We start from the raw sequence: 23040 nt of genomic DNA on the forward strand, positions 1-23040 counted from the left end.
ATTAAAAATTAAAGTTATCTGGATCTGGACCTGTGCGCTCATCTTCATTGAGCTGATCAATGACACCCATCTCACGTGTGGACAGCTCGAAATCGAAGACTTGTGTGTTTTCGATGATTCGGCTCTTCGTCACTGATTTTGGGATGGTGATAATGCCATGCTGCAAGTCCCAGCGAAGAATCACTTGCGCTACTGACTTGTCATGTTTTTTCGCGATATCCTGGAGAACAGGATGGTTCAGAAGCTTCCCGCTGCCTAATGGCGACCACGCCTCTACATGAATTCCTTTCGACTTGCAGTAGTCTCGTAAAGGCTCCTGCGTCAGCTTCGGATGAAGCTCGATTTGATTCACCATTGGCACAACTTCTGCCTCTTCCAATAAATCCTCTAAATGATGCTGATGGAAATTACACACTCCGATCGCTCGAACGCGTCCATCCTTATATAGTTTCTCTAGCGCTTTCCATGTTTCTTTATATTTGCCTTCAACTGGCCAATGAATTAAATAAAGGTCTAATACATCTAGCCCCAGCTTGTTCATACTTGTTTCAAAGGCTTCGAGTGTTGATTCATAGCCTTGATCATTATTCCAGACCTTTGTCGTAATGAATAGATCATCGCGAGAGATACCTGATTGCTGAATGGCTTTGCCTACCCCTTCTTCATTTTGATAGGCTGCGGCTGTATCAATGCTGCGGTAGCCCGCTTCAAGAGCGTCTTTGACTGCATTTACCGCCTCATCCCCATCTTTTACCTGCCATACACCAAAGCCTAGCTTCGGCATTTTTACTCCGTTTGCTAATGTGACTGTATCTGTTAATCCACTCATCCAAACAAACCTCCGCTTCATTTTTAACTACCAAGCACTATACCCTAATTTTCTATTAATCATGCATGACATTCTGGCTGAGTTATTTGATATATTTTCCTATATCAACTTGATTGGTGTCAACGATTTGATATTCGCTGGTTTGATCTTTTGTTTTAGAAAAATCATATGTTTCTAAAAATGTTTGATCGTAAAAAGTCAGACCATAAGTTTCCTTCTCATTCTCATACACTCTGATCCAATAAGACTCTTTTGAAGTTTTTTTAGTTTCATTCGTTTTCTTTAATTTCATACCCGAAAATTCCTTGAGTAACTTTTGAATATCCTCTTTCTTTTCCACCATAACACGCTCATTATCATGCTCAATTTGAATCGAAGTCACCTTGTTTTGATCAATTGAGGCCACTTCATCAAAAGAGTATGTTTTTGCATTGATTATAAAATAAATACCAATTCCTAATAAAATAATGACAACTAAACCAATCATCCACTTTTTCAACCTAACTCCTCCTACTATTCACACCACACCTATAAAAACAACGAAGTCCAATCATCCTCCTCAGAGAATACCTGAATTCCGTGCTGTTTGAGCAAGGCGGATGTCACACCATCTCCAGCTTTTGTTCTGCCGTTAAAATCTCCGCGATAAATCATCCGGCTGCCGCAGGAGGGGCTGTACTCTTTTAACACAACTGCCGTCGCTTTCAGAGACTGAACCTGTTCCAGCGCGGCCTTCGCGCCTTTTACATACATCTCCGTGACATCATTTCCGTGTACATCAATCACGGAGGCGAGGCCCTGTAATACATCATGTCCGTCTCCGCCAATGATTTCTGCGGGAGGTCTTGGCGTGGAGAAGCCGCCAAGGAGCTCAGGACAAACTGTGACTGCTTTTCCCTCCCGAACAAGCTCTTCAATTCGCTGATCTAATCGATGACTGCCATTATAACGAACCTTCAACCCAGCAAGACAAGCACTGACGACAATCACGCATGTTCCTCATTTTTTTTGCTGACTTTAAAATAAATACATACAGGCAAGAAACATATCGTATTCACCAAAAAGGGCAGAGCACAATACAAAGCAGCAGCCCAAATCGGTTCTCCAGCTCCTGCAATACCAAAAAAATAAACAAATAATAGCAAGCTGACAAACAAACCTACGAATGGCATGATGAATACGTATTTTTTATAATTTTCTATCATTTCTTTCTCCAATGAGCTCCCTCCCTTTCATCATGGTCATGAATAACGTCAATATATGTTAATTTTACCATAAAAAAACCGAAATCATCTCCTTTTGTACGATGGTTTCAATTTTTTATCTATATCTTTTCTTTCCAAGCCTTTAAGAAACGCTCAATCACTTGTAATTCATCTTCGTGAAACTGCTGAAGAAATTCTAAATAGGACGTGACGGCATTTTCATGTAACTCATCATGCAGCGCCGCCAGTTGCCTGCCTTCCTCTGTCAATGAATAATAGACAGATTTCTTATCACCTTGCCGGTGGCAATAATCCACCATGCCTTTTTCAATTAGTTTTTTCACAGCCTTTGTAATAGCTGGCTTTGATAGTTTTAGTTGTTGAGATAGAAATGTATTATTTGATTCGTTTGGATTGGCTTGAATCATCGATAAAATGTGAAGCTGTGTGAGTGTCCATTCTTGTTTGAGTGTATCAGTCGTGGTAATCAGTGGATCTGTTGGATCATTCCGTCTCTTTTCCCTATGCATAATCAGATCTTGAATCGCTTTTAATACAATCTGCTCTTTTGTTTCCATCTGAACCTCCACTCTTAACTGGTTAATAAAATGGTACTAATAATGAAGAATGGAGTCAAAAGAAATGTCGGTGTGAGTAAAATAATAGGACATCAGACCTGAAAATCGCATATGCACTTTTATACTAGATTTCCCTCATCCTGTCACATGCTATAATCATGGGGATGTCATCCAATTTATCATAATGAAAAGGTGATCTAAATGAAACCTGAACAACAAATGGCCATTCACCAGTTAGAAGAAAAGATACACCTGTTTTCCTCTGCTGTGAACGGAACCTTTCTTGCATCGGACGATTTCGTTCTATCAAATACTCATATATCGACTGACACGTTCAATTTGCTCTTACCAACATCAGCTCAAATCCAATATCCGAAAAAAGTGAAAGCAGCCATTGAACATATGCGGTCACAGAAACTCATCTTCAGCACATGGGTCGATCACCGTTTACTCCATTCTGATTGGGCTGATTTATTAAAGGAATATCAGCTTCAAGAGGTCGAACGCAATACCATCATGATGCTTGAGCATACAGGTGACATTGATCCAGTCACATCCTCATCACTTACAATCAAGGAAGTACTTGATGAGCAGAGGCTCTTTGATTACAAAAATATTTTTATTGAACTATTCAAAGGGTCGACTGAGGCCGCCGCCTTAGAAGACTATTTCCAGCGTTTTTCGATTGAAGCATTGCACTCAAAAGCTCGCATGTTCGTGGGGTATGAACACCAAAAGCCGGTCACAACAGGCTTATTATTCGAGGCAAACGACAGCTACGGTATTTATGATGTCATGACAAGGGCAGAGCACCGCGGAAAGGGACTTGGCAGTGAAATGTTCCATTATCTTCTGACCCAGACAGAGAATAAACAAAAGTGTGTCATCTTACAAGCATCAGCGGACGGCAAAAATATTTACCAGCGTGCCGGCTTTCAACCAATCGGGGAAATGGCGGTCTTTGAATAGAAAGTACTTTTCGTGTGAATTTGAAATGAACATAAAAAAGCTGCCTATCTTTAGGCAGCTATTCAGCATGATGCTGACGATCCATATAAAGCGGCGGTCTCTTAAGCGAAATCACCGCACAGCTAAAGGCAATCAGCACAAACACTGCACCGAATTTCGCCAGATCAACAGATGAACCGGTCATCGTAAATAGGACACCACCAACCGCTGATCCAATCGAGATACCAATTTGCAAGGCCGATGTATTTAAGCTTTGCTGAATATCAGACGTGACAGGATCGGTTTGAATCAAATAACTCTGCAAGGCAGGCGTTAATGCCCAGCTAAGCGCTCCCCATAGGACAACCATGATCATAAAGAGAACAAACACACCCGCTGTATAAGGAATGATAAACATCACAACGGCAAACGCGATTGTCACCAGCAAAATGGCTTTCCCTGAACCTAGCTTGTCACTCAGCCAGCCGCCAAATCCATTCCCGCCTATCGACGCAAGCCCAAAGATTAAATAACAAATACTAATCCAAAACGGGGTCATATGCAGAACTTCCATCAGAAATGGAGTGAAATAAGAATAAAGCATATAATGGCCAGCAAGCATAAACAAACTGATCAGGTGTGCACTAAAAATTTTCGGATGTCCTAAAGAACGAATCTGCTCTCTAAGAGGCGTCACTTTTTCAACAGGCATTTTTTCCAATAGAAAATAGATCAGCACCATCGATATGGCAGAAAGAATACTGATTCCTAAAAACATCACTCTCCAGCCAAAGCTCTCTGTAATAAAAATACCGATCGGTACACCGAGAACAAGTGAGGAGCTAATACCAATAAAAATCAGCCCTAATGCTTTTGCACGATGCGCTGGTTCCACTAATTTGGCGGTGATCGTCAAAGATAACACCACCACAAGCGCTGTACTCATCGCAATCAACACCCTTGATATCATAACAAGGGCAAAGGTCGAACTAAAATAAGTGAACACATTTCCTAATGTAAACACCAATAACGCAATTAAATAAAGGCGCTTTCGTTCGATTTTGGCTGTAGCGGTCAGCAGCACGGGTGCTGAAATGGCATACACAATCGCAAATACCGTAATGAGTTGTCCGGCTGTTGCAAGAGACACATTCAAATCCTCTGCAAGACTTGGCAGAATGCCACCGACCACAAGCTCAACTAATCCAACCGCAAAAGTAGAAACGGCTAATAAATATACTCTCCAGTTCATGTCTAACATCCCTTCTGTATATCATCGCTTTCACTTTTGATACAGGGTGCAGACAAACAAAAAAACCCTGATTACAAAAAAGGAAAGCGCGCTTTTGTAATCAGGATTTATCGGATCCTGGTAGAAACCCTCAAACCATATTATTGAGGTTATACAAGTCTATTTTTTTCTTCAAATATATTAGCATAGCCTTACATAACTCGCAAGCTGTAAAAATAGAAAAATACTGCCATTCCGTTACCTACACAAAAGGCTCCGTAAAAGGAATCAGAACAACTTGCTTTCTCCCCCATTTACAGGTAAACTGATGAAAAATCAACGAACAAGGATCAACGTAGATCTGGAATAGTAGCTTGAATCGATCTTTAACAGAGAGGGAACGGTGCTGAGAAGTTCCTACTGCCATCTTCAAGTGAACCTGCCGATTTAGTTCTGTTTCATACAGCGGTTCATACCGTTATCATGATTGAGTGTAAAGCTGTGCTTTAAATTAGGGTGGTACCACCAGGAATGGTCCCTAACTTAAAGTACAGCTTTTTTGTTTTAAAAAAGGAGGAACCTGCAATGTCAAAGAAACAATTTGTTGAGAAAATTACAAGCATGGAAGACGACTTTGCCCAGTGGTATACAGATGTTGTCACAAAGGCGCGGCTCGTCGACTATTCAAGCGTGAGAGGCAGTATGATCATTCAGCCGTACGGCTTTAAAATTTGGGAGAATATTCGCGACGAACTTGACCGCCAGATTAAAGAAACGGGTCATGAGAATGTCTATATGCCGCTTTTTATCCCAGAAAGCCTGCTGCAGCAGGAAAAAGATCATATCGAAGGCTTTGCTCCTGAAGTGGCGTGGGTGACACATGGCGGTGAATCCGAATTACAAGAAAGGCTCTGCGTCAGACCAACCTCTGAAGTGCTGTTCGCTGAGCATTACAAAAACATTATTCATTCCTACCGTGATTTACCGAAGCTATATAACCAATGGGCCAATGTCGTCCGCTGGGAAAAGACAACACGTCCCTTCCTCAGAACCCTTGAATTCCTATGGCAGGAAGGGCACACGTGCCATGAGACTGAGCAAGAAGCGATTGAAGAAACAGAAAGAATGCTTCACACTTACGCTTCTCTTTGCGAAGATCTCCTTGCCATTCCTGTCATTAAAGGGAGAAAAACAGAGAAGGAAAAATTCGCCGGCGCTCGCTTCACCTATACGGTTGAAAGCTTGATGCATGATGGAAAAGCGCTTCAAACTGCCACTTCTCATTTCTTCGGGAACGGATTTGCCAAAGCATTTGGCATCGAATTCTTAAACCGTGAAGGAAAACTAGAGCATGTCCAGCAAACCTCTTGGGGTTTCACAACAAGAATCATCGGCGCTATGATCATGGTTCATGGCGATGACAGAGGGCTCGTCCTCCCGCCAAATATTGCGCCAACCCAAGTGCGTATCGTGCCAATCGCTTCTCATAAAGAAGGTGTGCTGGATCATGCCTACGAATTGAAGGATCGACTCGCCCGCATCGCACGTGCTGACATCGACGCAAGCGATAAACAGCCAGGCTGGAAATTCAACGAGTGTGAAATGCAGGGTATTCCGCTACGTGTAGAAGTAGGACCAAAGGACATCGAAAAAGGACAGGTGATGCTTGCAAGACGAGACACTGGTGAAAAGCAAGCTGTCACGTTAGATGCACTTGAACAAACCATTACAGCAACGCTTGAAGACATCCAACGGACCATGTACAAAAAGGCAAAGAAACGATTACATGAAAAAACATCACACGCCCACACAATCGAAGACATCGAGCAACTTCTTGCGGAAGAAAACCGATTGATTAAAGCCATGTGGTGCGGTGACGAAGCCTGTGAAAACGACATTAAAGAAAGAACAGGCGCGACCTCACGCTGTATCCCATTCGAACAGGAAACCATTTCTGACACATGTGTCTGCTGCGGAAAGCCTGCATCTGATATGGTGTTCTGGGCGAAAGCCTATTAAGAATATGAACGATAAAGAAGCATCTCTCACGATGCTTCTTTTTTTGTTAAAAAGACCCAAACACCCATTGACCTCATCTGCACGATCCCCTATAATTCATATTAATATAATCGGTTTTTAAGACTTTAACTGGAGTGGTGATACATGAAACGCTGGCCCTCATTCTTTGCCGAACGCTGTCCTAAATGTAAATCAGCATTAGAAGTCTCAAAGTCCAATGCCCTGCAAGGCAAAGTCGTGAAAACATGTCCCAACCTTCATTATCAAAAAGAGTACCACCCAGCACTAGAAACGTATATCGAGCACGATGACGTCAAATAAAAAAGACCAACACGTTTGCTTTGTTGGTCTTTTCTTTATAAAATATCCAGCCAAATTTTGACCGCTGTCGCCGTAATCATCACAGCAAGTGCCCATTGCAAGTAGACGGCGTTGATTTTCTGACCGACCTTCGCACCAATCGGAGCTGCCATTAAACTAGCCGCCATCAGCACAACAGCAGGAAGAAGCATGACCTGACCCGTCAATACCTTTCCAGTCGATGCGCCTATCGCAGAAAGAAACGTAATCGCAAGTGACGACGCAATCGTCATCCGTACAGGAATTTTTAAAATAGACAGCATCACAGGCACTAAAATAAAGGCTCCGCCTGCACCTAATACCCCGGAAACACTGCCAATCACAAAGGCAATACCTGATGCCAGTCCTTTATGAAAAGTGACTTCTCCCTCTTCGTCTGCACGCTGTCCTTTTTTCGGAATCAGCATGAGAATAACCGCCACAATGGCGAGTAATCCATAAACGAGGTTCATCCCTTTCTCCGGCATAAAATGTGATACATAACTGCCTAATAAGCTGCCCGCCAATATACTGCTTCCCATATATAAAATCAGCGAGCGATGTAAATATCCGCTTTTCCGATAAGCGAGCACTCCACCCAGCGTCGAAAAAAGCACTTGAATGGCGCCAATCCCTGATACCTCGTGTGCTGATAGTGCCATCACACCGAAAAGAGGCGGGATATAAAGAAGCATGGGATAGTTGATCACAGATCCGCCGATCCCCACCATTCCTGATAAGAAGGAACCAATACATCCGATGATAAAAAGAGTAATCAAAAATGCAAAATCCACGCTGGTCTCCTCCTTTGCAAAAGGAAAAGGGGATCTTCAGCAGATACCCCTACATCCTTTAGGATCCTTTTCTCATCCAGAACTTCAGCACGTGACCTTCTTCTGTCTGCATGATCAATTCATGTCCGCTTGACTTCGCCCATGCGGTCAAGTCAGCTTTAGCCCCTTTATCTGTTGCATGTATTTCTAAAACTTGACCTTCCGCCAAGTCGTTCATTTTTTTCTTCGTTCGAATAATCGGCATTGGGCATGCGAGCCCTGTTACGTCTAATAGTTGATCAGATGTCATTTAATCGTTCCTCTTTTCTTATTTTATTGGACATTATCGAATCGCACAACGGTTTGGACCAATTTCCATTTCACGCTGCGCTTCCACATCTGGGTTCAGCTTCCCCATATTGGCTTGACGAATCTCTTGAAAAGCATGCGGCTGTGCAGGTAATCCCTCCGTCACCATCTGTCTAAACACATGTTGATCTTCAATATGAAGCCCATGATTTTCTTTCAAAAGTGAGCCGAGCTCCTTCCAAACACTGCCGTCTTCATTCATTTCTACTATAGTCATGAAGTGCGCAGGCAGGACGATGTATTCCTTTGAAAGCGCCATATACCGTTCATAAAGCGTCTCTCTCAAATCATCTACCCAGTCCTTCGCCATTCCAGCAAGATCAGGTCTTCCAATCGAATCAATGAACAAAATATCACCTGAAAGAAGATATTGATTATCTACGATAAAAGATGTTGAGCCGATCGTATGTCCCGGGGAATAAATGGGATGAATGTCAATAGAAGCTGTTCCAATCGAGATCCGCTGTCCTTCTTCAAGACGTTCATATTCAAAGGTTACCTCTTCGGCATCTTTTGGCGGCAGCCAGTAGGTGGCACCAGTTAGTTCAGCCAGCTTTTTCCCACCAGAAATATGATCTGCATGAAGGTGAGTATCCATCACATGCGTCACAGAGACATCATGCTTTTTCGCAAAATCGATATAGACCTCCGTCATTCGAGCTGCATCCACCACCGCGGCTTCTCCATTGGACATGATCATATAGGACAGACACCCTTTGCCCATCCGTACAAATTGATACAGCTCTCCGCCGCCGCTTAAATTACCTATTTTCACTGGTTCTAGATGCTCACTCCATGCCTTCATGCCTCCCTGCAAATAGTGAACAGGCACGCCAGCCTCTGATAGCATCTCCGCCACCAGGATAGAGGAACCTTCCTTGGCACAAACCACCAACACTTCTTGGTCACTAGGAATATGCTGTAAAAGGTCCTCTACTCCGTCAAGCAGATCAAAATAAGGCACATTCATATCAACGATTGCTTCCCCTTCAATCTTCCAGTCCTGCACATCTGCTTGATTTCGCACATCTAGCAAAAAGAGCGGCTCTTTGCCCACGATCTTTTTTGTTAACTGCTCTGCAGTCATGGCTTTTACCGTCATGTTTTATTCAGCTCCTATTTTTCAATGGCTCCTGTCCAGCTATTCATGCCTGGCACCACATTGATTAATTGATGAAATCCTTTTTCTTTTAACTTTTGCGCGGCTAATTCACTTCTTCTGCCTGAATGACAGATGAGGTAAATGAGCGTATCCTGGCTCAATTCTTCTGCACGGTGTTCGACTTCTCCAAGAGGGAAGTGAACAGCTCCTGGAATATGCCCCGCCTCGTATTCATCTAGCTCCCGTACATCTAAAATAAACAAAGATTGATCTTCTTTTACCTTCTGTTGGAACGTATTCAAAGGCATTTCTGAAATCATTGACTCCCCTTCTTTCTCTTGCGCTCCGCCCTTACGAATCAAATGATGAAGCACCTGTCCTTCTATTTTTGTTCCTAAAAACTCATGGCCGGCACTTTTTGACCAAGCCGCTAAATCCGCTGCTGATCCTTTATCGGTAGCTTGCACTTCAAGCACATCTCCTGGCAAAAGCTCATTCATTTGTTTTTTTGTTTTCACAATCGGCATCGGGCATGCCAATCCTTTTGCATCTAAAATGACTGTTGGTTGCTGCATATGATGTCCTCCTTTATATAGGGGTGGGGGTATCTTTTTATGCGTGCTTAATGCCAAGCATTCATACCACCCTTGATGTTTGTAATATGAGTAAATCCCTGTTTCTTCAATATTTTCGCTGCCTGCATACTTCTCATTCCGCTTTGGCATATCACGTAGATTTCTTCATTCTTCTCAAGCTGAGAAGCTCGTTCTTTTAACTGGGGTAAAGGAATGTTTCGAAATCCTTTTATATGGTTTGTTTGAAATTCTACTGCTGATCGTACGTCAATGAGTTGTTGACCTTTGTTTTTCAGCCTTTTCTTCATATCGGCTGCATCTATTTGGTTTACACCTCGTACTGGTAGGAACCGGCTCACGAGTAAGCCAATCACCAGGATGAACAAAATCGTTTGAATCATTTCATCACCTCACTAAATAAATAAATTCACATTCCCGATTTCAGCCTCTGCTAAATAAGCGGCGACACCAGCATATTGAATGTCATCTAATAATTCTTTCTCCTGCAGCCCTAAAAGGTCCATCGTCATTGTACATGCTACGAGATTAATCTCCTGTTCCTTCGCCATATCAATGAGCTGCGGCAAGGTCATGGCATTGTGCTTTTTGATCACGTGCTTAATCATTTTGGGGCCCATTCCAGCAAAATTCATCTTTGAAATGCCCATTCGATCAGCCCCGCGCGGCATCATCTTGCCAAACATTTTTTCTAAAAAACCTTTTTTCATTGGCACCATTTCATCCTTGCGCAAGGCATTCAGCCCCCAAAAGGTATGAAAAATCGTCACCTCATGATCATAGGCCGCTGCACCATTGGCAATAATGTAAGCCGCCATTGCTTTATCATAATCTCCACTGAATAGCACAATCGTCGTGCGTTTTTTCTGTTCTGCCATCTTGCTCCTCCTTCACAATTACCCATGGGGGTATATAGAAAATAAAAAATATATACACATACCGGTAAGGGTATATTATAACAAGTAAAAAAATCCGTCAACCTTCAAAGGCTGAAGAATTTCTTACCGGCTTTTCACCAATAGCTCAACCGCTTCTTTCACAAGACCTTCCGTATCCTTGCCTTGTTCAAGACTTTCACGGACACATTGCTCAAGATTTGTACTCACAATCACACCCATCGCCCGATCAATGGCATTGCGTGATGCAGACAGCTGCGTTACTACCTCGCGGCAATCCTTTCCCTGCTCCATCATCGCAAGAACCCCTTTAATCTGCCCCTCAATCCGGCGAAGACGGTTCTTCATCTGTTGATTATATTCCATGCACAAGCACTCCTTTCTATTCTTTCTATGAACAGATAGTATACCCTAAGAGGTATTTAGTCAAACGACTTGCCCTTCTCTTTTGTAGAGAACGTATGTGAAAATAATTGCACATTCCACCATTTATTGATAAAAAGAAAATATTCAACGAACGAGAAATCATTGAAGAAAAGAGGACAGCCCATGACTTTACATCATTATATTGGATCAAACAAAGAACTGCCGCTTGGTACCATTGGTCAAAATCCTACCTATAAACCATTCTCTGAACTCAATATCAACATGTTTGATAAAAAACAAAAAAAGCCAAAAACCTATCAAAAAGAAGAACTTTTGATAGAAGTATTTGAAACAGAAGAGGATTTCGAAGGCATTCACATTGATTATCTAGATCCCTTCTATGAAGCGGTAAGAAACAAATTCACGCATCCTTTCGTTTATGAATTAGACATCATTCATTCTCTTCGTGCACTTTTTAAATTCATTGAAAAAGAGCTGTCAAAAGGAGAAACCATCGAAATCTATTCTTGTCTAGATGAACTCGAAACGAAAGAAAAGGACGATCAATTGGATGTAGAAATTGACCTAAGCAAAAAACGATTTGGAAAACATATCGATTTTAAAGAGATCGATGAACTGATTGATATGTTTGAATTAGAAAACTTACAATATGTGTTGGTGAAGAAATAGAGGAGAGTCGACATGGAACTTCAAAATGCCTTTTTATTAGAAATTGTTGAAGCGTTGAAAAGTTTAGGGGGACAAGCCTCATTAAGTGATATCTATGATGAAGTTGAATATCGTCAAAACATAGATCTTACTCAATATACCGATTGGAAAGCTCAAGTAAGGAAACGTATTTACCTTCATTCGAGCGATACAGACATTTTCAAAGGAACACCTAATGATCTATCTGATAAGTTTTATTCCATTGATGGAAAAGGAAAAGGATATTGGGGCTTAAGACAATTTATACCTAGTAGAAATCAACTTGAATTAACTGAAGATGATATAGGATTTGTTGAAGGTAAAAAGAAATTAAGGCAGCATATTATAAGAGAACGCAATCCATTAGTCATCAAGCAGGCAAAGGAAACATTTAAAAAACAACATGATAATCGTTTGTTTTGTGAAATTTGCGGGTTTGATTTTTATGAAACATACGGTGAAATCGGGGAAGATTTTATAGAAGGGCACCACACCATTCCTTTGTCAGAAATGGATGAAGGACATTCGACTAAGGTAGAGGATATTGCGATTGTTTGTTCAAACTGCCATCGAATGTTACATAGAAGAAGACCTTGGTTAAGCAAAGATCAATTGAAGTTATTAATAGAAAAGCGCATATAAATTTAACAACACGGAGGTAGTTGAAGGAACCAAAAAATCCCCTCAATTACCTCTCTGCAGATCATCGTAAACTTTTTCAAAAATCTCTATTGGTATTGAATATTTCGTTGTCTTATCATTACGGTAATTAACCACTATATCGATATGATGTTGCTTTTTTTCAAATTCAATAATTGAATTCTCCCATCTATCTCTAACGGATATAACACAATTACCGTTTTTCTTTTCCTTTTTCTGATAAACATAATCCATTTTATCTCTCCATTCTTATTATTTTGTATTAAATAAGCGAATAGAAGTCACGTCTCAATCTGTGATACCTAAAGAAGTTAATGTCGTGAGCAAGTTTAAAAACGTATAAAGATAATTTCTACCATAATTACTTTATATGATGCCAACTGAACCTAATAGATGATATCTGTCTCAATGTTTTATTTAAAGTCTAAAGTATTCCTCAAATCATTTCTACTCTCCAAACAATAGCTAGCCTTCAATTAAACGTTTTAACTTAAGCTCCGTTTCAGTATCCTCAACTGGAGTATAGACGCTGCATCTTAAATCAGTATCCCCATACACTTGTAATGAAGTTAGGTTAAACAACATTTTACCTGCCTTAGCATGACGAAATTCAATTAATACTTCAGGCGCATAGCTGATCTCATTTTCATTCCAAATTTTACGAAACTCAGGATATGCCTGCTCCATTTCTTCTATAAATTGCTCATACCAGTCATCAGCTACATACTGTCCATAATACGTTCTAAATATGGCGATATATCCTCTAACAAAATGCTCCCAATTCACCGCTAAACTTTTAAATTCCTTTCTTGCGAATAGCAAGCGTATGATATTCCTTTCTGCCGGGATGATTTGTTCAAAGTCCAAAAATACGTTAGCTGCTGCTTGATTCCACCCAACAATCTGACTTCTTCTGTCAGATACAATCGTTGGGCAATAACGAAGTTCCTGCAAAATTTTCACTAAAGCCGGACTGATTTCCTTCTCATTCTCAATGATAAAGGATTTTTTTACTCCTTCCTCTAACGCTAAAGCGTACAAATATCTCCTTTCATCGTTATTTAATTGTAATGCACGAGAAATCGCATCTAATACCGAAGTCGATACCTTTATATCTCTTCCTTGCTCTAACCATGTATACCAAGTAAGACTCACACCGGCTAGTTGAGCCACTTCTTCTCTTCTTAGTCCTGGTGTTCTTCTGCGGGTGCCTACAGGTAGACCAACCATTTGAGGCGTAATTTTCGAACGTTGATTCTTTAGAAATTCTGATAATGCTTGAAGTCTAGTTTCAGGTTTCATTCAGATCTCCCTTTAAAAGAGTATTAATTATACTAGGATAAACAACAACTTGTAATAGGATAACACAATGGCTAAAGTTAATAAAAACAAGGAGGGAATGATCATGAAAAGAGTTGTCATTACTGGAATGGGAGTTATTTCTCCACTAGGAAATGATGTAAATAGCTTTTGGAATCAGCTAATGAAAGGACAATCGGGAATATCTCTCATTGATTCTTTTGATACGACTGATTATAAAACAAAAATAGCGGGAATCGTTCGTGATTTCGATGCAGATAAAATATTAGGAAGAAAAGAAGCAAAACGATTAGATCGTTTTAGTCAGTTTGCCTTAGCAGCAGCCGAACAAGCATTAGAAAATTCACAATTACAGTTAGATCAAGTTGATCTTGAACGTTTAGGCGTTTATGTTGGTTCAGGAATCGGAGGCATCCAATCGCTTGTCGATCATGTGAATGTATTAGATAAACGAGGTCCCTCAAGAGTAAGCCCCAGCCTTGTACCCATGATGATTTCAAATGCAGCTGCGGCCCAAATCAGCATAAAATTAGGAGCACAAGGACCATCATTGTCACCAGTCACAGCTTGTTCTATTGGGAACACCGCTATTGGTGAAGCTTTCAATGCGATCCGAAATGATGATGCAGATATTATATTTGCCGGAGGAACTGAAGCTGCCGTCTCACAGATATCCTTGGCTAGTTTTGGAAATGCACATGCACTATCTACTAGAAACCAAGACCCAAGCCGGGCCAGCCGTCCATTCGATACAGATAGAGATGGATTTGTGATGAGTGAAGGCGCAGGTATCTTAGTATTAGAATCATTAGAAAACGCGATTCTTAGAGATGCACCGATATTATGTGAAGTAGTGGGATACGGAGCTAGTTCAGATGCTCATCATATGGTAGCATCCCACCCAGAAGGTAAAGGTGCCTACTTAGCCATGAAAAAGGCATTGAAAAGTGCAAACATATCAACAGATGACATCGATGTTATTAGTGCTCATGCAACAAGTACACAAGTAGGTGATCGTTCAGAAGTTTTAGCTATTAAGAAATTATTTGGTGAACGTTCAAGTGAAATTCCAACAACAGCAAACAAATCAATGACGGGGCACATGTTTGGTGCTGCCGGCGGAGTAGAAGCCATTGCTTTAGTGGAAAGTTTGAGACGAGGAGTAATTCCGCCAACTATTAATGTAGAGAATCGAGATCCAGATTGCAATTTAGATGTTGTATTAGAAGCAAGACAGCTTCCATTGAAATATGGGCTATCCAATTCTTTTGGTTTTGGAGGACATAATTCAGCCATCTTGTTAAAACATTACGATTGATGTAGTTAAAAGATGAAATAATGAATCTATCAAGGGTTTATAGCCCTTGATTTTTTTCATTTTGGGAATACCTCACAGACAAATTATGATGGGCCTCAGCAATCTGATATATTAAATGGAGAACAGAGAATACTTAAAAAACATTTTAGAAAGAAGGTGACCCATGCCAAACAACGAAACACCCAACCCACTCATCCATGAAAAATCACCGTATCTCCTTCAGCACGCCCATAACCCAGTTCACTGGTACCCGTGGGGGCAAGAAGCCTTTGACAAAGCCAAGCGTGAAAATAAACCAGTGCTTGTCAGCATTGGTTACGCCACTTGCCCCTGATGCCATTACATATTTTTATGGAAGGGACTATACCACATAATGTGCTCTAAAACTTTTAAAGTTTAAATTTGTACTTTAGTAGTCCCTTTTGTTTCCCTTCTTCACATTTTCCCAATCCCGTTCTACATTTTTCCTGACTCTGTGAAGAAGTTTAAAAATGGTTTCCTTTTCCTCAGGTGAAAAATCAGAACAGGCCACTTTCGTAGAATGTTCTTCTTCTTTTTTTAAAAAAGGATAAACTTTTTTCCCTTTCTCAGTCGTGAACAGCTTTTTTATTTTTTTATTCTGTCTGTCCGGCTGTTTTTCAATCAATCCCTGTATTTCCAATTTCTTGATTGCCCGCGCAGCCGTTGTTCGGTCAACTTTTATCATTTCAGCCAATTTATCTTGTATAACACCGGGGTTTTCGTATATACGTACAAGATAGAGATACTGCCCTCTCGTTAAGTCCAAATCTTTAAATTCAATATTGCTTATGGAATCTAAAGCTCTTGCTATCATGCCGATCTCTCGTAAAATGTCGTTCACACCCAAAACTCCTCACATGTTTTTTGTTGCAATTACACCTATTTTTTGTTGCAATTACAACGAAAATAATTTAACCTTACTTTTATAAGAACACACGCGTGCTATAGAGTCCAGACTAATATCAGAAAAGGATTGGTAAATAATGATTATAAAAAGAATAACAAATGAAAATGATTTACATGTTGCTCAAGATATTAGAAAATCGGTATTCATTGAAGAACAGCAAGTACCTGAATCCGATGAGTTCGATGAGTTCGATCAATTCGATACACTCAATGAACAATGCCAGCATGTCTTGGTATATCATGAGAATCAGCCTGTCGGCACAGGCCGTGTGCGCATCGTTGATCATACAGGTAAACTGGAAAGAATCTGTATCCTAAAACCTTATCGTAAGTATGGTTTAGGCAAAATCATCATTGGAGAGCTGGAAAAAATCATGCAAGAAAAAGGCATTTCTAAGATTAAGCTGCATGGGCAAACACATGCAGAAGGCTTTTATAAAAAACTGGGCTATCAAACTACTTCAGATGAATTTATGGAAGACGGAATTCCACACATCTTAATGACAAAAGAAATATCTTGAAATACAAATCATGTCTAATAAAAAGAAGTATGTTTATTACGGACTAGGTATATTCGTATTAAGTTTAGGCATTTCTTTAACAATACAATCAGGACTAGGTACTTCCCCATTCGATGCCCTTTTGGTTGGCCTTTCCAAAGAAGTCGGTCTTACCGTAGGAAGCTGGGAGGTCCTTATCTCTGTCATTATCTTACTCTGTAACTCTATATTAACAAGAAAAAAACCTGTTTTATTAGGTTTGATTACAGCATTCGTGACTGGAATAGGCATTGATCTGTGGTTGTTCCTCATAAAACATGTCATCTACACAAGCATGTGGTTTAGCAAACTGACGTGTTTCGGAGTTGGTTTGGTATTCATTGGTCTTGGAACAGCCATCTATCTTCAAACAAAATTTGCATCAACGCCTATCGATCATTTAACACTCATTATTCGAGATATTTCAAAAAGAACCCTCCTATTTTCAAGAACAGTATTGTATGCTTTTTTCTTATTTTTGGCTTATATATGTAAAGGTCCTATCGGTATCGGAACCATTTTAACTGTGTGTTTAGGAGGCATGATCCTTCACTTTTTTATGTCTATTGTTGAACGTCGCCTTTTATCCAATTGAGGTCTGGAATCACCTTATAAAAAGAAAAGAAGAGGCTAACCTTAAAAGACCTCTTCTTTTTTGATATTTGGTATATTAGATATTGGAAAGACCATACTGATAAGAAACTTTATCGAAAGAAGGTGATCCCATGCCCACTAACAATAAACCCAACCGATTAATCGCTGAAAAGTCGCCATACCTTCTCCAACACGCCTATAACCCAGTCAACTGGTACACATGGTCAGACGAAGCATTCAAAAAAGCGAAACGCGAAAACAAACCTGTTTTCGTATCGATTGGGTATGGTTAGCCAAAGGAACTTGCCACTGGTGCCACGTCATGGCACACGAAAGCTTTGAAGATCAACAAGTCGCTGACATCTTAAATGAGCATTTTATTTCGATTAAAGTCGATCGTGAGGAGCGTCCAGACATAGACTCGATGTATATGTCTGTTTGTCAGATGATGACGGGGCAAGGCGGCTGGCCGTTAAATGTGTTTGTCACGCCGGATCAAAAGCCTTTTTATGCGGGGACATATTTTCCAAAAAGAAGTGCATACGGGCGTCCTGGCTTCATCGAGGCACTGACACAATTGCTGGATGCGTACCATAACGACCGAGATCATATTGAATCATTGGCTGAGAAAGCGACAAATAATCTGCGGATTAAAGCAGCAGGGCAGACAGAAAACACACTGTCTCAAGAGGCAGTTCACAAAGCCTATTATCAGCTCATGAGCAGCTTTGATACGCTGTATGGCGGATTCGGTTCCGCGCCAAAATTTCCTGCACCTCATATGCTCTCATTTCTGATGCGCTATTACGAATGGACTGGGCAGGAGAATGCGCTGTATGCAGTCACGAAAACGTTAGATGGAATGGCAAATGGCGGTATATACGACCATATTGGGTCGGGCTTTTCTCGTTATTCGACGGATGAAAAATGGCTTGTGCCGCATTTTGAAAAAATGCTGTATGATAATGCCCTGTTGATGGAAGCTTACACAGAAGCGTATCAGCTCACCTCAAAACCTGAATATGAAAAACTTGTCCAACGCCTGATCCAATTTATTAAACAAGATATGATGAATCCAGGCGGCTTCTTTTATTCAGCGATAGATGCAGATTCTGAAGGGAAAGAAGGACAATATTACATCTGGGCAAAAGATGAGATCATCACCCATTTAGGAGAGGAGCTTGGCGCTTTATTTTGCGAAGTCTATCACATCACAGAAGAGGGGAACTTTGAAGGGGAAAACATTCCTCATACCATTTCCACCTCTTTTGAGGACATCAAGGCCTCTTTTTCGATCGACGATAAAACCCTTCAGTCCAAGCTGCAAGAAGCCCGGCATATTTTACAATCAGTCAGACAGCAGCGACCCGCGCCGCTTGTCGATGACAAGGTGCTCACATCTTGGAATGCGCTGATGATCGCAGCTCTCGCCAAAGCAGGAAAGGTCTTTGATGCAGAGGAAGCGATCCATATGGCGAAGCAGGCGATGTCTTTTCTAGAAACACATCTTGTTCAACATGAGCGGCTCATGGTCCGCTACAGAGAAGGTGACGTGAAGCATCTCGGCTTTATCGAGGATTATGCACATATGCTAAAAGCCTATATGTCTTTATACGAAGCGACCTTTGAATTAGATTGGCTGGAAAAAGCCTCAGCCATTGCTGAGAACATGTTTGAGCTGTTTTGGGACAAGGAAAAAGGGGGCTTTTTCTTCTCGGGATCAGATGCGGAATCGCTCCTCGTTCGAGAAAAAGAAGTGTACGACGGTGCTATGCCTTCTGGCAACAGCACTGCACTCAAGCACCTTCTCATGCTAAGCAGACTGACCGGACGTCAGGATTGGCTAGACACATTAGATCAGATGTTCCAAGCCTTTTATGTCGATGTCTCGTCCTATCCAAGCGGTCATACAGCGTTTCTGCAAGGGCTCTTAAGTCAATATGCAACGAAAAGAGAAATCATCATTCTCGGAAAAAACGGCGACCCTCAAAAAGAACAGCTTTTACAGGCGCTTCAAAAACGCTTCGTGCCATTTGATATCATATTGACTGCCGAAACAGGGGAAGAATTAGCGAAGCTCGCGCCCTTTACAAAAGATTACAAAACAATTGATGGAAAAACCACCGTGTATATTTGTGAAAACTACAGCTGCCGCCAGCCAATCACCGATATCGACGAAGCGATGGAACAATTATTCCACAATTGAGTTTGTCATAAGATGACTATGAGAAGACAAAATGAGGACAAACAGATAAAAAACATGTCAATCCGCTAACAAATTGTCTGTACGGTTTTATTTTTCCTAAAAAACGGTTAGAATGCGCACTAGACGTTCTCATACCGAAGGGAGAGAAAATGATGAAAAAGGTATCATACACACTCATCGCTTGTTTGTTATCTGTTGGACTTGCAGCCTGCTCGTCAAACGATGCCAAACAAGATAAGCAAAACGATTCAGCCAAAAACAAGGAAACAACACAGGCTGATCAAAAAGAGCAGCAAAAGCAAATGGAAGAAATGCAAAAGAAATTAGACGCACAAAAAATCGATGATCAAAAGGTCGTTGCGACCGTCAACAAAGACAAAATCACAGGCAGTGAATACAATAGCGCCTTATCTACCATTCAAGGCCAGCTTCAGCAGTCCGGACAAGACCCAACTTCTAAAGAAGGCGAGAAAGCAGTCAAGAAACAAACCATTGATGCGCTCGTAGGCCAAGAGCTCATCCTGCAAGATGCCGAGAAGAAGGGCTTCAAAGCCTCTGACAAAGAGGTAGATAAGCAGCTAAAGGAAGAAAAGAAACAGTTTAAAGACAACGCTCAATTCGAAGAAGCACTTAAAAAGAGCGGACTCACATTAGATCAGCTGAAAAGCGACATTGCCGACAGCATCAAATACAGCCAATATGTCGACAAAGAAATTAAATCAGCCTCCGTTTCTGAGAAAGATGTCAAAGCGTACTATGACCAATACGCAGACCAAATGAAAAAACAAAAGCAAAAAGTACCAGAATACAAAGAGGTTAAATCACAAATTAAAAAACAGCTAGAATCTCAAGAAAAGCAGAAAGAAGTACAAAAAGAAATTGAAAAACTAAAGAAATCTGCGAAAATTAATGTGTCTCTATAACCGCAGCTAAGAAAAATCCGCCATTGTGCGGATTTTTTTGTTACTCCACGAACCATTTTTCCAAATTTATGACAAAAGCCTCATCATAAACGTCTCCTCCATCCGATATGATGGGAGTACAAAAGAAAGCGCTAACAATTCTTTTGTCTCTGAAAGGGTACAGGATCAAAAGCCATTCTCGTACTTTTGCTTCAGTCAATCGGACATCTAAAAAAGGAGGATCTTTATGTTCAAATGGTTTAAACCTGCTCCACATATCGACAGGCTTGATGATGCCAAAACAGATGAGACGTATAAGCGGCTGCGGCTGCAAGTCTTTCTAGGCATCTTCATCGGGTATGCGGGCTACTATTTGCTGCGCAAAAATTTCGCATTTGCCATCCCTTATTTACAGGAAGAGGGGTTCACAAAAAGTGAATTAGGCTTTGTACTGGCGGCTGTTTCAATCGCTTATGGCTTTAGTAAATTCATTATGGGGATGATCTCAGACCGCTGTAACCCAAGATACTTTTTAGCCGCTGGACTCTTTCTATCAGCTCTTATCAATATTCTATTTGTCTCATTTCCATGGGTGACATCCAGTGTATGGATCATGTTTTTATTCATGTTCTTAAACGGCTGGTTTCAAGGAATGGGGTGGCCGCCATGCGGACGTACGATGGCGCACTGGTTTTCGGTTAGTGAACGTGGTACGAAAATGTCCATTTGGAACGTCGCTCACAATATCGGCGGAGGGATTCTTGCACCGCTTATCACATTAGGAATTGTGCTGTTTGCGACGTGGAAAAGTATCTTTTTCTTCCCAGCCATCATTGCCATTATCGTCTCCTTCGTGATCATTCTTCTCGTACGGGATACCCCACAATCCACTGGTCTTCCGCCAATCGAGGAATATCGAAATGACTATCCGGCACAAAACTATGAGGATCAAGAAAAAGAATTAACAGTGAAAGAGATTTTATTTAAATATGTACTCAACAATAAATTCCTATGGTATATCGCCATTGCCAACGTGTTTGTGTACTTTGTTCGTTACGGTGTCGTTGACTGGGCGCCGACCTACTTAACAGAAGCAAAGGGCTTTTCACCAGAGCATTCACGCTGGTCTTATTTTCTTTATGAATATGCAGGCATTCCCGGTACATTATTGTGCGGCTGGATCAGTGACCGCTTCTTTAGAAGCCGCCGCGCACCAGCTGGCGTCATCTTTATGGCCGGGGTGTTAATTGCCGTTCTTGTTTACTGGCTAAACCCTGCAGGCAATCCAATGGTCGATAACATTGCCCTTATCAGCATCGGCTTTTTGATTTACGGACCTGTTATGCTCATTGGGCTTCAAGCCATTGATCTCGCTCCGAAAAAAGCGGCTGGCACTGCTGCCGGACTGACAGGCTTCTTCGGCTACATTGGCGGCTCTGCCTTTGCCAATGCCATGATGGGTGTCGTCGTAGATCACTATGACTGGACAGGAGGCTTCATTTTACTGGTTGGTTCTTGTGTGCTTGCGATTATTTTCCTCGCCATGACATGGAATACAGGAAAGCGCGTAGAGCAAGCTTAATGAAAATCACATAAAAGATTCATATCCGCCCAACATGCTCTTTACATCTATTTCTTATGATGGAGGCAGTTACCGTAAAAGGAGGTTAAAATATGAAGAAAAGTAGATTACTTGCTTTCGTGTTGCTCTCTTTTGCTTTACTGTCTTTTGCGTGGATGCCGGCCACCGTATCGGCACATGAACATCTTTTATCTCCAGATCGCATCTTAACCGTTGCACACCGCGGAGCATCAGGGTATGCACCAGAGCATACCCTGGCTTCCTACAAGCTCGCCACAAAGATGAATGCAGATTACCTCGAACTCGACCTTCAAATGACAAAGGATGGACATCTCATCGTGATGCATGATGAAACCGTTGACCGAACCACTAACGGAACAGGCTGGGTCAAAGACCTCACACTTGCTGAAATCAAACAGCTTGATGCTGGTACATGGTTTAACGAAGCAAATCCCGACAGACAAAATGCCAACTATATCGGACAGAGAGTCCTTACATTAGATGAGGTGCTGCGCTATTTCGGCAAACGAGAGAATTATTATATTGAAACAAAAAAACCAGACCTTTATCCGCAAATGGAAGAAAAACTATTGGCCGCCTTAAAGAAACATCACCTTCTTGGGAAACACACAAGAAAAGGCCAGGTCATCATTCAATCCTTTAGTGAAGACAGCCTGCTAAAGCTGCAGAAATTAGCTCCACGCCTGCCAAAAGTACAACTATTAGACAGAGCACAAATGGCATCGATCACAGACGATCAGCTCAACTTCATCAAAACGTACGCTGTAGGGGTCGGACCGAATTTTAGAGCATTAACACCTGAAAACGTCCAGCAGGTCAGAAGCCACGGACTCCTCCTTCATCCATATACGGTCAACAGCGAAGCAGACATGACACGTCTTCTGCAATACGGCGTCACCGGTCTTTTCACCAACTATCCAGATGTCTTTAACCGTGTAAAAGCTTCACTCTAAATAAAAAAAGCCTTGCGGTCCATGGGACTGACCCCCGATTTTGAGACAGGGATCAAAACACC

29 protein-coding genes, 1 pseudogene and 1 riboswitch are annotated in these 23040 nt (G+C 41.4%); of the genes and pseudogenes, 14 read left to right on the top strand and 16 right to left on the bottom strand.

Annotated elements, in window-relative coordinates; translation table 11 throughout:
- Window position 1: 1 nt before the first annotated feature.
- The 5 genes from JVX94_RS13300 to JVX94_RS13320 all read right to left on the bottom strand — a co-directional run bounded on the left by JVX94_RS13300 (window position 2) and on the right by JVX94_RS13320 (window position 2612).
- Window positions 2-829, bottom strand: coding sequence for an aldo/keto reductase (locus tag JVX94_RS13300; RefSeq protein WP_095407611.1), 828 nt, complete (start codon window positions 827-829; stop codon window positions 2-4).
- 82 nt (window positions 830-911) lie between these two features.
- Window positions 912-1328 (bottom strand): DUF5301 domain-containing protein, encoded by a 417-nt coding sequence (locus tag JVX94_RS13305; protein ID WP_205183472.1) that lies wholly within the window; start codon window positions 1326-1328, stop codon window positions 912-914.
- A gap of 29 nt (window positions 1329-1357) precedes the next feature.
- Entirely contained in the window at window positions 1358-1819 is a 462-nt protein-coding gene (locus JVX94_RS13310; protein WP_095407609.1) for a 2-thiouracil desulfurase family protein, read from the bottom strand.
- Window positions 1816-2046 carry a hypothetical protein gene (locus JVX94_RS13315; protein ID WP_095407608.1) on the bottom strand — a complete coding sequence of 77 codons (231 nt, stop codon included), beginning with the start codon at window positions 2044-2046 and terminating at the stop codon, window positions 1816-1818. The genes JVX94_RS13310 and JVX94_RS13315 overlap by 4 nt, the downstream gene beginning before the upstream one ends.
- 107 nt (window positions 2047-2153) lie before the next feature.
- Window positions 2154-2612 carry a MarR family transcriptional regulator gene (locus JVX94_RS13320; protein WP_095407607.1) on the bottom strand — a complete coding sequence of 153 codons (459 nt, stop codon included), beginning with the start codon at window positions 2610-2612 and terminating at the stop codon, window positions 2154-2156.
- A 201-nt stretch (window positions 2613-2813) separates the two neighbouring features.
- Between JVX94_RS13320 and JVX94_RS13325 the strand changes: the two genes are divergently transcribed.
- Complete coding sequence (locus JVX94_RS13325) at window positions 2814-3581, top strand: GNAT family N-acetyltransferase (protein WP_095407606.1); 768 nt, start codon at window positions 2814-2816, stop codon at window positions 3579-3581.
- A 58-nt stretch (window positions 3582-3639) separates the two neighbouring features.
- Here the strand turns inward: JVX94_RS13325 and JVX94_RS13330 are convergent, their stop codons facing one another.
- A complete protein-coding gene (locus JVX94_RS13330) occupies window positions 3640-4812 on the bottom strand; it encodes an MFS transporter (RefSeq protein WP_205183475.1) in 1173 nt (390 codons plus the stop codon).
- Between the two features lie 77 nt (window positions 4813-4889).
- Window positions 4890-4989: riboswitch (purine riboswitch) on the bottom strand.
- A gap of 387 nt (window positions 4990-5376) precedes the next feature.
- Here JVX94_RS13330 and proS point away from each other — a divergent pair.
- A complete protein-coding gene (proS, locus tag JVX94_RS13335) occupies window positions 5377-6810 on the top strand; it encodes a proline--tRNA ligase (RefSeq protein ID WP_205183478.1) in 1434 nt (477 codons plus the stop codon).
- A gap of 144 nt (window positions 6811-6954) precedes the next feature.
- The gene (locus tag JVX94_RS13340) at window positions 6955-7131 is read left to right on the top strand and encodes a hypothetical protein (RefSeq protein WP_165585036.1); all 177 of its coding nucleotides are present in this window, start codon (window positions 6955-6957) and stop codon (window positions 7129-7131) included.
- Window positions 7132-7166: 35 nt separating this feature from the next.
- On the opposite strand, the gene JVX94_RS13345 is transcribed toward JVX94_RS13340, so the two are convergent.
- The 7 genes from JVX94_RS13345 to JVX94_RS13375 form a co-directional block, all read right to left on the bottom strand.
- A complete protein-coding gene (locus JVX94_RS13345) occupies window positions 7167-7943 on the bottom strand; it encodes a sulfite exporter TauE/SafE family protein (protein WP_205183480.1) in 777 nt (258 codons plus the stop codon).
- Window positions 7944-8001: 58 nt separating this feature from the next.
- Window positions 8002-8232 (bottom strand): sulfurtransferase TusA family protein, encoded by a 231-nt coding sequence (locus JVX94_RS13350; RefSeq protein WP_095407603.1) that lies wholly within the window; start codon window positions 8230-8232, stop codon window positions 8002-8004.
- A gap of 33 nt (window positions 8233-8265) precedes the next feature.
- Window positions 8266-9393 carry an MBL fold metallo-hydrolase gene (locus JVX94_RS13355; protein WP_205183482.1) on the bottom strand — a complete coding sequence of 376 codons (1128 nt, stop codon included), beginning with the start codon at window positions 9391-9393 and terminating at the stop codon, window positions 8266-8268.
- A 14-nt stretch (window positions 9394-9407) separates the two neighbouring features.
- Window positions 9408-9968, bottom strand: coding sequence for a sulfurtransferase TusA family protein (locus JVX94_RS13360; RefSeq protein ID WP_095407601.1), 561 nt, complete (start codon window positions 9966-9968; stop codon window positions 9408-9410).
- A gap of 47 nt (window positions 9969-10015) precedes the next feature.
- A complete protein-coding gene (locus JVX94_RS13365) occupies window positions 10016-10369 on the bottom strand; it encodes a rhodanese-like domain-containing protein (protein WP_205183484.1) in 354 nt (117 codons plus the stop codon).
- 12 nt (window positions 10370-10381) lie between these two features.
- The gene (locus tag JVX94_RS13370) at window positions 10382-10864 is read right to left on the bottom strand and encodes a DsrE/DsrF/DrsH-like family protein (RefSeq protein ID WP_034283069.1); all 483 of its coding nucleotides are present in this window, start codon (window positions 10862-10864) and stop codon (window positions 10382-10384) included.
- 123 nt (window positions 10865-10987) lie between these two features.
- On the bottom strand, window positions 10988-11248 hold the full coding sequence (locus JVX94_RS13375; protein ID WP_003217059.1) for a metal-sensitive transcriptional regulator: 261 nt from the start codon (window positions 11246-11248) through the stop codon (window positions 10988-10990).
- 183 nt (window positions 11249-11431) lie between these two features.
- Here JVX94_RS13375 and JVX94_RS13380 point away from each other — a divergent pair, with 183 nt between their 5' ends.
- Both JVX94_RS13380 and JVX94_RS13385 read left to right on the top strand, forming a co-directional pair.
- Window positions 11432-11938 carry a hypothetical protein gene (locus JVX94_RS13380; RefSeq protein ID WP_197198012.1) on the top strand — a complete coding sequence of 169 codons (507 nt, stop codon included), beginning with the start codon at window positions 11432-11434 and terminating at the stop codon, window positions 11936-11938.
- Window positions 11939-11950: 12 nt separating this feature from the next.
- Window positions 11951-12598 carry an HNH endonuclease gene (locus tag JVX94_RS13385; protein WP_205183486.1) on the top strand — a complete coding sequence of 216 codons (648 nt, stop codon included), beginning with the start codon at window positions 11951-11953 and terminating at the stop codon, window positions 12596-12598.
- A 42-nt stretch (window positions 12599-12640) separates the two neighbouring features.
- On the opposite strand, the gene JVX94_RS13390 is transcribed toward JVX94_RS13385, so the two are convergent.
- Both JVX94_RS13390 and JVX94_RS13395 read right to left on the bottom strand, forming a co-directional pair.
- Window positions 12641-12850, bottom strand: a complete 210-nt coding sequence (locus JVX94_RS13390; protein WP_050943391.1) for a hypothetical protein — start codon at window positions 12848-12850, stop codon at window positions 12641-12643.
- Window positions 12851-13081: 231 nt separating this feature from the next.
- Complete coding sequence (locus tag JVX94_RS13395) at window positions 13082-13918, bottom strand: helix-turn-helix transcriptional regulator (RefSeq protein ID WP_205183487.1); 837 nt, start codon at window positions 13916-13918, stop codon at window positions 13082-13084.
- Between the two features lie 103 nt (window positions 13919-14021).
- On the opposite strand from JVX94_RS13395, the gene fabF reads away from it, so the two are divergent.
- Window positions 14022-15254 (top strand): beta-ketoacyl-ACP synthase II, encoded by a 1233-nt coding sequence (gene fabF, locus JVX94_RS13400; protein ID WP_205185567.1) that lies wholly within the window; start codon window positions 14022-14024, stop codon window positions 15252-15254.
- 163 nt (window positions 15255-15417) lie between these two features.
- Window positions 15418-15582: pseudogene (locus JVX94_RS13405) on the top strand (DUF255 domain-containing protein); the annotation flags it as partial.
- An 81-nt stretch (window positions 15583-15663) separates the two neighbouring features.
- Here the strand turns inward: JVX94_RS13405 and JVX94_RS13410 are convergent.
- Window positions 15664-16116: a MarR family winged helix-turn-helix transcriptional regulator gene (locus tag JVX94_RS13410; RefSeq protein WP_060698015.1), complete on the bottom strand. Its 453-nt coding sequence runs from the start codon at window positions 16114-16116 to the stop codon at window positions 15664-15666.
- A 142-nt stretch (window positions 16117-16258) separates the two neighbouring features.
- Here JVX94_RS13410 and JVX94_RS13415 point away from each other — a divergent pair, with 142 nt between their 5' ends.
- The 7 genes from JVX94_RS13415 to JVX94_RS13445 all read left to right on the top strand — a co-directional run bounded on the left by JVX94_RS13415 (window position 16259) and on the right by JVX94_RS13445 (window position 22978).
- The gene (locus tag JVX94_RS13415; protein ID WP_205183489.1) at window positions 16259-16702 is read left to right on the top strand and encodes a GNAT family N-acetyltransferase; all 444 of its coding nucleotides are present in this window, start codon (window positions 16259-16261) and stop codon (window positions 16700-16702) included.
- 10 nt (window positions 16703-16712) lie between these two features.
- Window positions 16713-17315: a YczE/YyaS/YitT family protein gene (locus JVX94_RS13420; RefSeq protein ID WP_144486026.1), complete on the top strand. Its 603-nt coding sequence runs from the start codon at window positions 16713-16715 to the stop codon at window positions 17313-17315.
- A 130-nt stretch (window positions 17316-17445) separates the two neighbouring features.
- Complete coding sequence (locus tag JVX94_RS19705) at window positions 17446-17607, top strand: DUF255 domain-containing protein (RefSeq protein ID WP_205183491.1); 162 nt, start codon at window positions 17446-17448, stop codon at window positions 17605-17607.
- 29 nt (window positions 17608-17636) lie between these two features.
- Window positions 17637-19520, top strand: a complete 1884-nt coding sequence (locus JVX94_RS19710) for a thioredoxin domain-containing protein (RefSeq protein WP_275891451.1) — start codon at window positions 17637-17639, stop codon at window positions 19518-19520.
- A 152-nt stretch (window positions 19521-19672) separates the two neighbouring features.
- Window positions 19673-20443: a SurA N-terminal domain-containing protein gene (locus tag JVX94_RS13435; protein ID WP_095407589.1), complete on the top strand. Its 771-nt coding sequence runs from the start codon at window positions 19673-19675 to the stop codon at window positions 20441-20443.
- Between the two features lie 226 nt (window positions 20444-20669).
- On the top strand, window positions 20670-22004 hold the full coding sequence (gene glpT, locus JVX94_RS13440; RefSeq protein WP_095407588.1) for a glycerol-3-phosphate transporter: 1335 nt from the start codon (window positions 20670-20672) through the stop codon (window positions 22002-22004).
- A 92-nt stretch (window positions 22005-22096) separates the two neighbouring features.
- Complete coding sequence (locus JVX94_RS13445; RefSeq protein ID WP_203129174.1) at window positions 22097-22978, top strand: glycerophosphodiester phosphodiesterase; 882 nt, start codon at window positions 22097-22099, stop codon at window positions 22976-22978.
- Window positions 22979-23040 lie beyond the last annotated feature (62 nt).

This window comes from Bacillus sp. PDNC022 (assembly GCF_016919285.1).
Taxonomy (GTDB): Bacteria; Bacillota; Bacilli; order Bacillales; family Bacillaceae; genus Bacillus; species Bacillus safensis.

Coding starts and splice junctions, on each gene's coding strand:
- JVX94_RS13380 (WP_197198012.1), top strand. CDS start 11,432: ATGACTTTACATCATTATATTGGATCAAACAAAGAACTGCCGCTTGGT.
- JVX94_RS13320 (WP_095407607.1), bottom strand. CDS start 2,612: ATGGAAACAAAAGAGCAGATTGTATTAAAAGCGATTCAAGATCTGATT.
- JVX94_RS13325 (WP_095407606.1), top strand. CDS start 2,814: ATGAAACCTGAACAACAAATGGCCATTCACCAGTTAGAAGAAAAGATA.
- JVX94_RS13365 (WP_205183484.1), bottom strand. CDS start 10,369: ATGATTCAAACGATTTTGTTCATCCTGGTGATTGGCTTACTCGTGAGC.
- proS (WP_205183478.1), top strand. CDS start 5,377: ATGTCAAAGAAACAATTTGTTGAGAAAATTACAAGCATGGAAGACGAC.
- JVX94_RS13360 (WP_095407601.1), bottom strand. CDS start 9,968: ATGCAGCAACCAACAGTCATTTTAGATGCAAAAGGATTGGCATGCCCG.
- JVX94_RS13330 (WP_205183475.1), bottom strand. CDS start 4,812: ATGAACTGGAGAGTATATTTATTAGCCGTTTCTACTTTTGCGGTTGGA.
- JVX94_RS13420 (WP_144486026.1), top strand. CDS start 16,713: ATGTCTAATAAAAAGAAGTATGTTTATTACGGACTAGGTATATTCGTA.
- fabF (WP_205185567.1), top strand. CDS start 14,022: ATGAAAAGAGTTGTCATTACTGGAATGGGAGTTATTTCTCCACTAGGA.
- JVX94_RS13415 (WP_205183489.1), top strand. CDS start 16,259: ATGATTATAAAAAGAATAACAAATGAAAATGATTTACATGTTGCTCAA.
- JVX94_RS13350 (WP_095407603.1), bottom strand. CDS start 8,232: ATGACATCTGATCAACTATTAGACGTAACAGGGCTCGCATGCCCAATG.
- JVX94_RS13375 (WP_003217059.1), bottom strand. CDS start 11,248: ATGGAATATAATCAACAGATGAAGAACCGTCTTCGCCGGATTGAGGGG.
- JVX94_RS19705 (WP_205183491.1), top strand. CDS start 17,446: ATGCCCACTAACAATAAACCCAACCGATTAATCGCTGAAAAGTCGCCA.
- JVX94_RS13385 (WP_205183486.1), top strand. CDS start 11,951: ATGGAACTTCAAAATGCCTTTTTATTAGAAATTGTTGAAGCGTTGAAA.
- JVX94_RS13370 (WP_034283069.1), bottom strand. CDS start 10,864: ATGGCAGAACAGAAAAAACGCACGACGATTGTGCTATTCAGTGGAGAT.
- JVX94_RS13340 (WP_165585036.1), top strand. CDS start 6,955: ATGAAACGCTGGCCCTCATTCTTTGCCGAACGCTGTCCTAAATGTAAA.
- JVX94_RS13390 (WP_050943391.1), bottom strand. CDS start 12,850: ATGGATTATGTTTATCAGAAAAAGGAAAAGAAAAACGGTAATTGTGTT.
- JVX94_RS13445 (WP_203129174.1), top strand. CDS start 22,097: ATGAAGAAAAGTAGATTACTTGCTTTCGTGTTGCTCTCTTTTGCTTTA.
- JVX94_RS13300 (WP_095407611.1), bottom strand. CDS start 829: ATGAGTGGATTAACAGATACAGTCACATTAGCAAACGGAGTAAAAATG.
- JVX94_RS19710 (WP_275891451.1), top strand. CDS start 17,637: ATGGCACACGAAAGCTTTGAAGATCAACAAGTCGCTGACATCTTAAAT.
- JVX94_RS13355 (WP_205183482.1), bottom strand. CDS start 9,393: ATGACGGTAAAAGCCATGACTGCAGAGCAGTTAACAAAAAAGATCGTG.
- JVX94_RS13435 (WP_095407589.1), top strand. CDS start 19,673: ATGAAAAAGGTATCATACACACTCATCGCTTGTTTGTTATCTGTTGGA.
- glpT (WP_095407588.1), top strand. CDS start 20,670: ATGTTCAAATGGTTTAAACCTGCTCCACATATCGACAGGCTTGATGAT.
- JVX94_RS13395 (WP_205183487.1), bottom strand. CDS start 13,918: ATGAAACCTGAAACTAGACTTCAAGCATTATCAGAATTTCTAAAGAAT.